The 13,948-nt window shown below is 44.3% G+C and carries 9 protein-coding genes; 3 read left to right on the top strand and 6 right to left on the bottom strand.

Annotated features, from left to right (window positions below; genetic code table 11):
• Nucleotides 1-3: 3 nt before the first annotated feature.
• From CLV31_RS17425 to CLV31_RS17415, 3 genes are all read right to left on the bottom strand, one after another.
• Nucleotides 4-1,098, bottom strand: a complete 1,095-nt coding sequence (locus CLV31_RS17425) for a hypothetical protein (protein ID WP_111394354.1) — start codon at nt 1,096-1,098, stop codon at nt 4-6.
• Between the two features lie 2 nt (nt 1,099-1,100).
• On the bottom strand, nt 1,101-3,179 hold the full coding sequence (locus tag CLV31_RS17420) for a tetratricopeptide repeat protein (protein ID WP_111394353.1): 2,079 nt from the start codon (nt 3,177-3,179) through the stop codon (nt 1,101-1,103).
• Nucleotides 3,180-3,273: 94 nt separating this feature from the next.
• A complete protein-coding gene (locus CLV31_RS17415; RefSeq protein ID WP_111394352.1) occupies nt 3,274-4,725 on the bottom strand; it encodes a hypothetical protein in 1,452 nt (483 codons plus the stop codon).
• Between the two features lie 224 nt (nt 4,726-4,949).
• On the opposite strand from CLV31_RS17415, the gene CLV31_RS17410 reads away from it, so the two are divergent.
• Together CLV31_RS17410 and CLV31_RS17405 are read left to right on the top strand one after the other, a co-directional pair.
• Complete coding sequence (locus tag CLV31_RS17410; protein ID WP_111394351.1) at nt 4,950-6,905, top strand: tetratricopeptide repeat-containing sensor histidine kinase; 1,956 nt, start codon at nt 4,950-4,952, stop codon at nt 6,903-6,905.
• On the top strand, nt 6,902-7,519 hold the full coding sequence (locus CLV31_RS17405; protein ID WP_111394350.1) for a response regulator: 618 nt from the start codon (nt 6,902-6,904) through the stop codon (nt 7,517-7,519). Before CLV31_RS17410 ends, CLV31_RS17405 begins: the two co-directional genes overlap by 4 nt.
• 95 nt (nt 7,520-7,614) lie before the next feature.
• Here CLV31_RS17405 and CLV31_RS17400 read toward each other — a convergent pair whose 3' ends face one another.
• The 3 genes from CLV31_RS17400 to CLV31_RS17390 all read right to left on the bottom strand — a co-directional run bounded on the left by CLV31_RS17400 (nt 7,615) and on the right by CLV31_RS17390 (nt 13,005).
• On the bottom strand, nt 7,615-10,446 hold the full coding sequence (locus tag CLV31_RS17400; protein ID WP_111394349.1) for an alpha/beta hydrolase family protein: 2,832 nt from the start codon (nt 10,444-10,446) through the stop codon (nt 7,615-7,617).
• A 12-nt stretch (nt 10,447-10,458) separates the two neighbouring features.
• A complete protein-coding gene (locus CLV31_RS17395) occupies nt 10,459-12,378 on the bottom strand; it encodes a M14 family metallopeptidase (RefSeq protein WP_111394348.1) in 1,920 nt (639 codons plus the stop codon).
• 87 nt (nt 12,379-12,465) lie between these two features.
• Nucleotides 12,466-13,005 carry a hypothetical protein gene (locus CLV31_RS17390; RefSeq protein ID WP_111394347.1) on the bottom strand — a complete coding sequence of 180 codons (540 nt, stop codon included), beginning with the start codon at nt 13,003-13,005 and terminating at the stop codon, nt 12,466-12,468.
• Between the two features lie 373 nt (nt 13,006-13,378).
• Between CLV31_RS17390 and CLV31_RS17380 the strand changes: the two genes are divergently transcribed.
• On the top strand, nt 13,379-13,852 hold the full coding sequence (locus CLV31_RS17380) for an Lrp/AsnC ligand binding domain-containing protein (RefSeq protein ID WP_026965952.1): 474 nt from the start codon (nt 13,379-13,381) through the stop codon (nt 13,850-13,852).
• Nucleotides 13,853-13,948 lie beyond the last annotated feature (96 nt).

Raw genomic sequence — 13,948 nt, 5'->3', positions numbered from 1 at the left:
GGATCAGGGGAATTGGGTTTTGCCTAAAAGGGATTGTAGAAACACATAATCAATAGCTTGCTCCAGCTTCTGGATATTCTCAAAATTGATCTGCTCATTGATGTCATAATTGATGCTTACCGTTATTAGCTGAGGCACCCATTTGGGCAGTTTGGGATCGAAATAGGCCAAATTGGGCTTCACCAAATGAAAGACATCCGGATCATTTTCCTCTTTGAATCCCCTGAATTCCCCTTTGGTCTCTCCACGTTCGAGGATTGCCGGTGCGGACAATTCCTTTGGTGACATGGATTCCAAAAGGGCTTCGGTGGATTGGATCAGTTCTTCCTGCGCTCTCAGATTTTCCAGACTTTGGTCAAAAACGCGTTTGCTAGCTGCATCAAAATCGGGATCGATCTCCTTGTGGTAGCTGAGGGATTCTTCGTGGGATTTTTTTAGAAGCGGAATCTTCAGCTTCAAATATTCGCCCTTAGTCAGCGGAACCATCGGACTTTTGTCCTTGTAGGTCAGGATGTAAACCCTTTCTCCCAAGGAATGCCTGTCTGAAGGAATTTGGACTTCCCATAAAAGTCGATCCCCCTGCTGCTTAGGACACTTTTCAAGGATAAAATATCCATTGGGATGATCCTCAGGAAGCTCCGCTGGGAACAGGTTAAATGCACCGCCTAGCTCTTGAGAAGCAGAAATCTGATTAACATAAAAAGTCACCACAGCTGAAGTCTCCAGATTGGGAACATAAGCCTGTGGGTTTTTAGGATCTCTTTTGCAGACATATTCCAAAAATCTCATCGACTGACCATAAGGATTGGCCGCCCAATTTTTTCCTTCTCCAAGGGGAATAGAAAAGGAATTGGAGAAACTCAAAACACCTCCAATCGGCGTGTATTTGCCCTTTACGGATTCGTGGATTTTTGCTAATACAGCCCGCTCTTGCATCACATCCGCGGTACTTAAATTTTGGATTGAGCCGTCTTTGTTGGATTTCCACGAGCCGGGGATTTTGGCAAGTTCTGCCGGTTCGCAATCCTGGGATTTTGCATTTAAAAATGCCAGAAAGCAAAAAAGGAAGACAAAATAGCCTTTCATAATGGGTTTCATGGCTAGTTGATTTTGGTGGTCATGCCCTGAAGTATTCCTTTTCCTTCCATGGAAGGGCCACTGTTCCATCCCCATCGGGCTTCTGTCCCTATTAGGGTTACAGATTTATCGTCTACAAATCCGAGTGTAGCCTTATTGGTATCCTCACTGATAAAATTGGAACCTACGGCTGCTTTTGCCCCAGCTTTCACGCCGATATCCGTGACTCCATTCCCGTCAAACTCAACAAAACCGTAGAGTTCACCTTTCAACTCGGCCTTAACCGGACCCAACTCGGAAGCCTTGGCCAAATCCCAATCAAGGCCGATTTCAACCGAACCCTGGATGATCTGGTCAGTATCCATATTTTCCTTGACGGTGTACTTGAAAAACTTGGAGTCCAGCTGCGTGGTCATCTTGTTGCACTCGATGGTAACGGAACCGATGATCAGGTTCATCTCGCTTTTTTCCTTGCAAGTCATGTCATAGAAATCTCCCAACTTGCCCGAAACCAAACCCAATACCTCTTCCTCCTCCGGAACCTCACAAGGAATTGCAAACCTGACTTCCTGTCCGCCAATCATTCCCAGCCAAGTGATCATCGCCCGGAGTTTTTCCAACTCAAATTCTTCCGGCCAAAGGGTGTATTGGAGATAGTTGAGCCTACGGCTCATGGCAAATCTCCAGTAGTCAATCCACTTCTTGTTTTCATCCCGGAGGAGGGTATTGCTTTCTCTCAGCAGATTATTGTTGAGGTTATCTTTAGTTTGACAATATGCCTTTCTATCTGCATCGGTTGAGCCTTCCCCATCCCGAATATTCTTCATTGCTTCTCTATAAATAAGGCCATGCTTATCCTCTATTTCCCTTAGCATCTCCTCCAGCTTGTCCCGATTGGCAAGTTGCTCCTCGTAGCGCTGCAATTCCAGATCAGGATTTTCCTGATCGTAGTATTCCATTTTTGCTGCGATTTTGGAGGAAAAGACCATCTGCTTTTTTGGGAGGTGAAGGTTGGATTGGGGATTCAGCATTTCTATGGCTCTCTCTTGGATCTTTATTGCATACTCATTCTGCGCAAGAGCAAATTGCTGCTGATACCTAGCAGAAAGCTTTGTGATCTCAGCACGGTAGGCTTCCCATTCGCCTTCTAAGTATTCGCTTTCTTGGACATTCATCGGGTAATCAGGCCAGTTCATATGCCCAAAACCCAAAGGATCTTCGTTCAATTCCGTGGTCCAAGTGATATCCTTTCCAGTGACTTGGTGCCCCAATTCCTTGATTTTTTCTTCCTTCTCAGGGCTATAACCAGATTTGATACTTTCCTTCAGGGCTTTTGCCGCTTCGGTCTTATTGCCTTTTTTCTCTTCAATTACGCTCTTCGTTAGGTTGGCTTGGGAGTGTCCGGGATACAACATGAGTGCGCTGTCGATGTAAGCTTCGGCTTCGGGAATATCTCCCAATCCAAACCAAGCCTGGGCCATGTTATTCAGGACCGTGCTGTTTTTAGGATAGCTGGTATTGAGGTGTTTCAGGATGGGAAGTGCCGCTTCTTCAGCCCCTGCCATGGTGAGAAAAGCCGCGTAATTGTTGAGGTAATCGGGATTGTTTGGGTCAGATTGCAGGGTATTTCCTAAGACCAAAATTGCATAGGCCGTTGAGCCAAACATCCAAAGTCCATTAGCAATCTGGGCTCCTTCAGCTGGTGAACCCGCCATTCCGAAAAGTTCGCTGGCGTTATTGCTTGCTTCAGAGCCCATTTTGGATGAAACTGCCGAATGAACTTTGGCTAGGTAGGGAGCCAGATCAACACCTTTTAGAACAGTTTTTTTTGCTGCTGCGATACGGACTTCATCTTTTTTAGGAAAAATCCTCTCCTCCCCGCTGCCGTCAAATGATCCGGAGATTGCAGTTCTCAACTTATTCAAATCGGGAACCCCAATACCCATTTTCTTCATCATTTCCCTGGCTTCAGGATCCAACTCTTGCATCATCTTTTCCAATTCCTCCTTTGTGGGAGGCCTTTCCTGGGCTAAGACTTGAGCAGATCCAAGCAGAAGAATCCCGAAAAAAAGGATCATTACAGCCAAAAACAGATTTTTCATGGTGTCGGTGAGATATTGATTTCTTTGGAAAGCTAGCCCTAAGCTTACTCTCCCAACATCCTGTAAAAAGGGGATTTTTGATGTGAAACAGAGATCAGCGAATCTTCACCAGCAAGTATTCCTCCCCTGCCCCATTGTTGAGATAGAGCAAACGTCCGCCCTTCACCGCCTGGAAATGTGCGTCAAACTGCTGGGTTTTGCCTTGGTAGCGGTTGGTGAGCGTAATGGTCCAATTCGAAATAGTTGAATTCCCTATGTACTCTTGCTGAAAGGTATTCATCGCTCCCACTGCTCCCGTGGCGCCGTTATGAATACTGGAGTAAGTCGGCCCTGTAAAGAAAAATGTAGCACTCGAGGAAGCGATCGTCGCCCCGGCATAGGCTCCAGTGAAGGAATCGTACCATTGGGTCATTTGACTGCCGCCACTTTGCCAGGTGCCGTTCAGGTCATTCGGTCCGATGGCAAACTTGTTGTATCGGCTCATGGCTACCAGATCAGAAGTCCATCGGTCGGATGCTTTTGGAAAAATTTGCCTCATGCTATTCTCATCCACAGTACTTGCAACTGTCAACATTGCGGCATTGGGAGAGACAGTCAAATACATCCCAAGAAATCTCCGCTGCCCTGTCTGAGGGTCTTGGCCCCAACCCTCCACGTATTTGGGCTGCATGGAACTGACAAACTCCCCTCCGTCTTGGTAGGCTTTGGTGGTAGTATTGAAGGTAGGCGCCACATGATTATCCCAATAAAAATCCCTGTCCATCACCCCGGTTCCACTGAAATTTTCGCTTCGGTAGGGAAGCACAAAAAACAGGTAGACCTTCGTTTCGCCTTTTTGTGCCAACACCCAGTCCGGCTGAATACTGGAAATCCAACCGTCATCAAAATTGCTGGTCGTAAACTGAAAACCAGTGAATGGTGCTACCGGAGTCTTTGGAAGAGATGAATTTGAAGAAGGATTTTGAGCTGGGGATTGGGATGAGGCTGGAGGATTTGGAGCAGGAGCTTGTTGATTTACAGAAGGCGAAGTACTTGACTTGGAAGGAGGCAAAGGTGGAATGTATACAGGAGCTGTGGGCTGAGGTGAAGTTGGAGTAATTTGCTGGCCTGGCTGGCCTTGGGTAGGTTTTGGAACGGTGTTGGATTTGCCTAGGTAAAAGTTGGTTTCGGTCTTGTCCATGGAAAAATAAATCAGGAAGGCAGTTTGTCCTTTGACCAACCAATCGATCCGGTCGTCATCCGTGGGTAAAATCTCAAAGCCGGATTTTTCTAACTCAGAAACCAAAACTTCCGCATCAAATCCAGATTGCGGTGTGGGCGGAAGCGTATACACCTCTACCTCACTTATGCTGACATTTGGATCATTCACTTCGGTTTCAAGCAGTGAAGCAGCCGCCACCGTGGACAGGAACCGTTTGTCCTGCTTGCTTCCTTCGGGAAGCTTAAGATTCAATGTCGGAATCTGGCTTGCCGGGATGACATTTTTCTGGGCAAAGACAAAAGCGGGAATCAAAAATGCGAAAAGGAGGAAAAGCCAGGTCTTCATAATTTCCGGGTTTTAGAAAGTCTAAACCTAGGTGAAGTCCTTAGGTCCTGATATCCTGTAAAAACAGGATTTTATACCCTACTCAAAAAATCCTGTAAAACAGGGAGAAGTGAGAGGTTAAAATCGGGTAGGTTTGAAGGAAACGAAAGCGATTCAGGACTGAGGAATCCTTGAAGAATTGAAGTAGATTATTGGGAGTATTTATAGCTCCCTTCCATCCGCCTATGAAGAAATTGTTTTTTCTCATGTTTCTGTTGGTTTCAAAATCCATCCTTGGGCAACAAGTCTTGAATCTGGACAGTCTTCTTGCGCTTTTGCCTAAGGCGAAGGAAGAAATATCAACAGTAGAACTCTACTTTCAAATCGGTCAGCAATATGAAAACTCAGAACCGGAACTGGCCAAGGAGTATTATCGAAAAGGGCTAAACCTGAGCAAGAAAATTGGATATAGTGTCGGCGAGATCAAGTTTTCACACAATTACACCTATGTGCTCAACGTCCAGGGAAATTTTGACTCCTCCCTTTATTACAACCTGAAGGCAATTGAATTGGCTCGGGAGATCAAAGATTCTGTCCAACTGGGAAAAGCCTTGCTAAATACCGGCTCGGTGTATCGCTACCTTTCTGAGTACGAAACTGCCGCAGAGTATTACCAACAAGGAAAGATGATCTTCGAAAAAATCGGAGATGAGGGTATGAAAAGCTTTATCCTTAATCTGCTTCAGGTGATGTATTCTGATCTGAAATTACACGATCGGGCCATTGAAGTAGGGTTGGAAGCGATGGAGCTTTATGAAAAAGCCGGGGACCAACGCATGGTCGGGACAGTGATGAACAACCTTGGGTTGTCTTATTCCAAGTTGGGTAAAACTTCCGAGGCAATTGCTCTTTATCGACGAGTCCTGCAAATCGGAAAAGACACCGATGATCTTAATATGCAAGGAACGGCATTATTGAATCTTGGGGATTCCTATGATCAGGAAAATGATGTTTCCGGCATGGAGAAATCGTATTTGGAAGCCTTGGATTTGTTTCGGCAAATGGAAGTCAAAGAAGGAGAAATCATCGCGCTGAGAGGACTGAGCATTGTTAGGATGTATGAGAAAAATCCGACGGCAGCTCTGGATTTGGCTAAAAAATCGGTCGATTTAGCCTCTGAAACCGAATATCCGCTGGAAAGGCAAAAGTCATTAGTACAACTTTCGAATGTATATTTTGCTCTTCAGGACATCCCAAAAGCCAGACAGACGGCAAAGGAATCGGAAATTTTGGCAGACCGGCTAGTGAACGAGGAGGTTCAAAGAAAAACCCTCGAAATCGAAAAAAAATACGAAGTTGAAAAGCAGCGAAGCCAAATTCTTGAACTCGAAGCATCAAATGCAACTCAACTTGCAGTCAATCAAAAAAGGCAACTCCTCATCTGGATTTTAGTCATTTTGGCCTTATCATTAACTGCAATAGCCATTTTGATCCATCGAAAAAACCAACACAAACAGAGGCTTCAGCTTCAGCGGATCAAGGAACTCGAAACCGAAAAACAACTGACTGCAACCGAAGCAGTATTGAAAGGTGAAGAAAAAGAGCGAAGCAGACTTGCCAAGGACCTCCACGATGGATTGGGAGGACTGCTTTCCGGAATCAAATTTTCATTTCAAACCATGAAAGGCAATCTGATATTAACCCCTGAAAATGCCCGGCTTTTTGAACGGAGTCTGGACATGCTGGACACTTCCATTATGGAAATGAGAAGAGTAGCCCACAACCTGATGCCTGAGAACCTGATCAAATTCGGTTTGGATGCTGCTTTGAAAGATTTTTGCAACGATATCCAACAAAGTGGGGTGTTGAAGATCAACTACATTTCTATAGGAATCGACGAAGCCGAACTCGAGCAAAGTGCCGCACTATCCATCTATCGGATCATTCAGGAACTGGTGAACAACATTTTGAAACACGCGGAAGCCAAACAGGCCTTGGTTCAACTGACCAAAAACGGAAACCTGATTTTGCTGGACGTGGAAGATGACGGAAAGGGATTTGAGCACTCCAAAATGCTGCTTAGCACCGGAATTGGCTGGACCAATATCAAGAGTAGGCTGGAGTATTTGGGAGCTAAATTCACTCTGGATACCGCTCCCGGAAAAGGAAGCAGCATACACATCGAAATCCAATTGCCATGAAAACAAGGCTTTTTATCGTGGATGACCATTACCTCGTTATCGAGGGAATCCGATCCTTGCTTCAGCAAGAAGAAGACATCGAGTGGATGGGGCATGCTTCAAACGGTGAATCCTGTCTGGCTTTTTTGGAAAAAGACGAACCGGAGGTCATTTTGATGGACATCAGCATGCCGGGCATGTCGGGGATTGAACTTTGTAAAGAAGTAAAAAAGCGCTATCCGGGAATTCGGATTTTGGGATTGAGCACATTTAACCAGCGAAGCTTTGTGGAGAAAATGATCGAAAGCGGAGCGAACGGATATGTGCTGAAAAACGCGAGCAAGGAAGAATTGCTCAAAGCAATTCAGGCAGCCAAAGCCTTTAAGTCCTATTTGAGTTTTGAGGCAGTGGAAGCCCTGAGAAATCATACAGAAAAAGAAGTCCCCATTTTGACGCGAAGGGAAAAGGAAGTGCTGGAGCAGATCGCCGAGGGCATGACCAATCAGGAAATTGGCGAAAAGCTTTTTATCAGTTCCACCACAGTGGATACCCACCGAAAAAATCTGATGATGAAGTTTGAAGCAAAAAATGTTGCGGCCTTGATTCATTTGGCTTCCAAAGCCGGAATGATTTGATTCACTTATTAAACTTTCCCAAAGTTTGAAACTTTGGGAAAGTTGCAAAATGAAAGCAAAAAGCCCCGAATACTGAAAATTCGGGGCTTTTGCTTTTAGTTTCCTAACTCGTACTTGAGGGTTTTTCCTTTTTCCACCGCAGGCAACCCTTCGGTCATCCAAAGCGGAGCCGGGGCACCTTTGAGGTAGTGGTCAAAGAACTGACTTAGGCGAATGGATAAGTCTTTGGCATTTTTTCGCTGCACCAGATTGTGGTCCTCTCCATTGTACTGAAGCAGCCAAGCTGGCTTATTCAATCGCTTTAAAGCCATAAACATCTCGATTCCCTGATACCAAGGCACTGCCCCATCGGCATCGTTGTGCATGATCAGGACGGGAGTTTGCACTCGGTCCATGGTGAACAAGGGAGAATTTTCGAGGTAATACATCGGTTTTTCCCAGAGCGTCCCTCCTATTCGGGATTGTGTCTGTTCGTATTGGAACATGCGGCTCATGCCTGTTCCCCAACGGATTCCGCCATAAGCTGAAGTCATATTGACTACCGGAGCACCGGCACCTGCTGCTTTAAACATGTTGGTTCGGGTGATCAGATAAGCCACCTGATAGCCTCCCCAGCTTTGGCCTTGGATAGCCATATTTTCGGTATCCACTCCGCCTTTCGCAATCACTGCCTGTACACCAGGAATGATACAATCATAGGCACTTGGTCCCGGAAGGCCAAGATCATACTTGATGTCCGGCACGAAAACCAGGTAATCATTGCTTACGAAATAGGGAATATTAATCGTAGATCTACTTGGAGCTGGAGCGCGGTAATTGTGCAAAGTCTCACTGTTTCGCTCGTAGAAATACACCATCATCGGATATTTTTTAGTGGCATCAAACCCTTCCGGCTTAAAGAGCAATCCTTGGAGCGGCGTCCCGTCATTAGTCAGGTAAGAAACCAATTCCACACTTCCCCACTTGATTCCAGCCTGCTGAGGGTTAAGATTTGAAGCTTTTGTCAGGGTTTTGAAAGTCAAATCCGTCAAATAGATATCCGGATTTTCACGGTAAGTGGATCGGCGGACAATCACCTGATTGGACTCTTGGGCTTTTCTCAATCCCAAATACCGATGGGCTGACATGAGCAATTGCTTGGGCGCAGTCTGTCCTTCATAATTAGAGGTGAAAAAGCCGTTTTCTTTATTCACTTCATTGAAAGCTGAAAGGATCAGCGGTTCTTTTGGGTCGATGGATCTTTCATCGGCTTTGAGTTGCTCTCTTCTGTACGTGATTTGCTTTTTGCGTCCTTCACCCAAAGTGAGATTGACTGCGGAAGCAGGATTTTTGGGATCAATTTTCCAGATGTCAAATCGATCATTGACCAAAATAGCAGCGTCTCCTGCCAACCATCCCTCTGAACCATAGCTTCCCGGTAAGGATGGGGAATCATGCAATTCTTCAAAGAAAGGAACCGGAAGCGCCTTGGTCAGATTGATTTTTGCTTGAGCTTGAATATCATAGGCCACCCAAGAACTGTCTCGAGAGTCGTACCAATAAGCATATTTTCCTTCCGGGGAAAGTCTGGGTGAACCAGAGGCATTTTGCTCAATCAGTGTCTTTATTCCGGTTTTGAAGTCTACCCAATACAGGTCCCTGCCTATTTGGATATCCCAGCTGTAATTTCTTCGATAGGGGGCATCTGTCCAGGCAAGTGCAAAATCCTTGGTGATTTTGTTTTCCAACATCACATTCTCTACCTCGGGAGTGCCGAGTTGGGTGATCGAAAAATTACTGAGATCCAAGGTTGCCAAATAGGTCTTTCGTTCCTGCTGAGATTTGTTTTTCAGCTGCATGGGTTGGATTTCAGCCTCCTGCCACCCCCAAATATCTAAGCTGACACGCTCCTCCTCGAGGATAGTCGTATCATTTTCGTAGGCATAATCCACATAATCTCTTGCCACACCAAAAAACAAACGTTTTTCATCTTCCGAGAATCTTACACTTCCATCCGGACTGATTCGGCTGTTTTCCAATTTCAAACCGCTCTTTTCTACTTGGGTAGCCAGATCTCCTTTTTTCACATCATATATATATAAGGTGTGTATGGGCTTTTTCGCCTTTAAAGAATCATCCGTGGCTATAAAAGCCAGCTTAGCTGATTGGGGGGAGAAGACCAGATTGGAATAGGTAGTCATCTTCTCATGTACCAGTTTACTCTCTCCGGTAGCCAAATTCAGGAGGTAAACGGCAGCATTGTCTTCTTTTTCCTCCTCTGCGAGAGTATAGTGAAGAAAGTCCCCATTGGGAGCAAAACTGTAGGACTTCACCCGCTCAAACTCCCAGGATTTGGTACCGTCAAGTGAGCGAACCAAAAGCTTGGTTCCATCGGTTTTTTTTAATTTTTCAACTTTTGCAGTCGAATCGGATTTAGTAGCTATCGAATCTTTAGGAGCATCCTTTTTTGGAAGTTCTTTTTCGAAGTGAATAGCAATCCAGCTTCCTTTTTCAGTAGGGATTGCAAAAGACTTCACTCTTGCCAATTTCTCAACTTTCCGTGTGGACAAATTCAGAATAAACAGGCTATCCTTAGGCAGGTCATCGGACTTCTTCTTTTGAAGTTTCAATACCCGAACTGAGTCTTTTTGGGCCGTGATTTTCCCTACTGCAAACTGGTCGTCAGGAGAGAAACTGAATGAAGTACCTCTGGGGATAACTACTTTTTGAGCTGGAGTCTTAAAAGGAACAACCTCCACTCTTCCATCACCATCTTGGGGAGAAATCTGATAGCCGACAAATTGGCCGTTTTTGGTGATTTTTTCGGAGGAAAGGCTCTCCCAGCCATCATAATCTGCGTGAGTTAAGGATCGCTTTTGCTGGGCAAATGAAATCTGCGTCAGCAAGACCAATCCTACCACCCACGTCCATTGCTTTACTTGTAACATGGTAATTTTCACTTATTGGTTTAGGGTAAATTCTCTTTCAAAATAGCCTCCCCGGGTAGAGGAAAGCTTGATTTTTCCTTTCACTGATTCATTGCCTTCCACTTTCACTTTGAAAGTTGCGGTCTTCTTCTCTCCCACTCCGGTATAGCCAGAGTAAATGGTTTTGTCATATAAAGAAGGAGTAGTGATTTTCACTTTGGCATTTTCGTAACCTTTGGTCAGTTCCTTATCAAAGTCCAAAGAAACTCGATCTTCCTGAACGATTTTTACCAGCTTAGCCTGTTCCAACGCGACCGGTAATTTCCCGGAATTAGTCCATTCCAGAGTGATTTCAAATTCACCCCCAGGCAGTTTTTTGACTTTCACATCATTCACAGTCAACTGAGGCAACCTCTTGGCCATAGCCAGGTTGAAAAGTGCTTGCTTTTTGGCCCAATTTTCAAGTTGCCAGGCAGGACCGTTTTGAGCGAAAAACTTGGGATGAAAGCCACCCAACTCGACCTCCCCTAATTGTGGATGATTGAATGAAGTCCAAGGCTTGAACCCACGGCTTTCATTGGCTTCGTCATCCCACATCAGACCATCGTATTCGTCATAAATCCCGTCACCATCATAATCTTTCATCGCACCACCGTTCCAGAGTTCATCTCCATACCAAATACTTCCATAATAGAAATAGCCAAAATCAGGTCCGTGACCGAAAAGAGGTTCTGGCTTGAGTGGGTCACCTGTCATGGAGTTGACTTTGTATCTTGTCGAGTAAGTTTCATACACATCCCCTGCCCAGGGATAAGCCGTGAATGAAAGACCCAGCTGATCCATCTCTTTATAAATAGCCAAATCCTGAGGGTACATGCGTTCTTCAGATTTGGAAGTCGAAGGAGGCCGCAAATGCATCGGCACGCGTGTATCCATGGAGTTGACTACTGAAATATTGGGATGACTGAGCACCCAAAGGGCTGTGGATCTAGTTTCAATTTCACTGAGAGGGTATTCCCCGGCGCCAAATTGAGTGTACCCACGTCCGGTAAGATCTCCGCCTGTATTTGGTCTCCAGTTTTCAGGGTAATTACGATGAAGATCAAGCCCTCCTACTCCATCTTCATTGAAGCTTCCGTCCCCATCATTATCTATGCCCTCAGTATATACCAGGTATTCCCCCTTGCCCGGAAATGTCCGTTTCATTAATCGGCCTTTCGGATCTCTGGGATCGATCACAAAATTGGCTTTTTCCTTTTCTTCAGGAGTTTCGGCCTTTTTTCTCATTTGATAAATAATTCCGTCTCCATCCAGATCTTCCTCCGGGTCTTCGTCAAGCAATCCATCTCGGTCCGTGTCGTTTGGTCTGACCGTACTGCGGTTCCTTTGCTCTGTAAACAGATACATATTGGAACCGTCAGGATTGTTTTGGGGCCTCAAGTAAATCGCCTTAGAGTCAATTAAGGAAGTGATTTCGGCGTCTTTTCCATAATTCTCCAATAAATGCTGAGTCAGCCAAAGGATAGATTCGCTGGATGTGATTTCACCCGAGTGGCGACCTCCTTCAAAATAGGCGGCGGGCTTATCTGTGTCTTTACCAGTCTTCTTGTTGGTTATGGTCATTTGGTAAATCGGCCGCCCTTCAAACGAATGGTCAATCACATACAGGTCCACTATTTCAGAAAACTGCTGAGCCCATTTTTCATACCAGTGGTACATCACATCCACCGTATGGTATTTGTCAAAGGTGAGTTTTTCTCCGGGTGAATATTCTACTTCGGGAAAGACAAACTTCTTGAAAAAGGAAGGTCCGTGTCTTTCTCCAGAGACGGTATAAAATTTGGATTTTTCGTTCTTTTCGGGAAAAGATTTCTCAGGCTGAAAAGGCCTTACTTGGGAAAATGCTATCCCTGAAGCCAAAAAGGCTGCTGAAAGAAGTAAGCTTTTTTTCATGGAATGGATCGGTTGGATTTTTAAAAATAAAAATTCGACTTGTAGCCCAACCAACCGTTCAAAAAAAAGACCGGATAACCGGTCGAATTACTTTTGGATCACCATTTCAAAGGTAGCTGAAGAGTAGGATGGATATCCTGGAACCGGCTTACAATCAGGTAATTTTCTAATCATGTGATCCAGTCGCTCCACCAATCCCCGATCGACTTCATTGATCACTTCAAATCCAGAAACCCGTCCTTTTGCATTGACTTGAACCAGCAACTTGATCTCCTCAATACTTTGACTTTTCTTGGTTCTAAACAAAAAAGGCGAATAACTATCGATCATTTCGAGGGTATATTCTGGCCAGGCCCAATGAGAATTTAAGTTTCGGGCGATATTCTCTTCGACAGCAGATAATGTCTCCACGTTCAAATCCTCCGGCTTGGAACTTTCTAAGCTGCTTGAAGTAAGTGGGGTTTTATTCTGAAGCGTAAGCTTGTTGAAGTGTACCAACGCTAAACTCGTTTCAGAATTCTCTGCATTTTGTTGGGCAACTGCACTTCCGCCTTGAATCGGAAAAGCTAACAATACTCCAAAGGAAAGTGCGATAACTAAGCGCTTGACATTCATCCTGATTACCATTTGAACAAAAGTATAATCAAAAATACATTAAAAAAAATTTGAAATGCATTTTTTTGCATTTTAAATCTTGGTCAAGAAAACAAAAAAGTCTTGCCACCGGCAAGACCCTTTTCAGAATATAAACCCAAATATAACTTTAGAGATTAAAAGTTTTCAAAGTTGAAAGTTAAATATTTGGCATTTAATTACTTGACCAATTTTAATGCTTATCAAAAATCTTCCTGCCAAATTTTCAACTGAAATTAATCTACAAGCCCAAAGTAAATAGATTTTGACTTCAATTACAAATTGAAAAAATAATTTTGCAATATTTTGAACAATCTCTAATTTACCGCATCCTTTATTAACAATCATCTAAATCCTTGATAGGAAAATGGACAAAATTTTAGATATCGATAACATAGACCTCAAAATCATCTCCCTCCTAAACGAGGATGCCAAAACTCCCTACACAGAAATCGCGAAAAAAGTCTTTGTGTCTTCCGGGACGGTCCATGTACGGATGAAAAAACTGGAGGACATGGGCATTGTGAAAAGTGCAACGCTAAACATTGATTTTTCAAAATTAGGCTATGACATCTCGGCCTTTTTAGGCATCTACCTGGAAAAAAGCTCTCTTTACGATACCGTCATCGAGAGACTGAAAGAAATAGCAGAAGTCGTAAGCGCCTATTATACTACCGGCAATTACTCCATTTTTGCAAAAATCATCTGCAGAGACACCAATCACCTTCGGCTGGTTTTAGACAAAATCCAAAAAGTGGATGGAATAGATCGGACTGAAACATTGATTGTTTTGGAAGAGAGCATCAACAGACCCATACAATTTTTCGACAAAGAGAAATAACACTATTTAGATTAAATCTAATTTAATTGGAATACTGTAATATCGCCCTTGAAAAATAAAAGCCGGAGATTATACCGGCTTTTGTTTTTTGTCCCA

Source organism: Algoriphagus aquaeductus, from assembly GCF_003253485.1.
GTDB classification, from domain to species: Bacteria; Bacteroidota; Bacteroidia; order Cytophagales; family Cyclobacteriaceae; genus Algoriphagus; species Algoriphagus aquaeductus.
The sequence above is the reverse complement of the archived record's forward strand: the minus strand, read 5'-3'. Positions and strand labels throughout refer to the sequence as shown.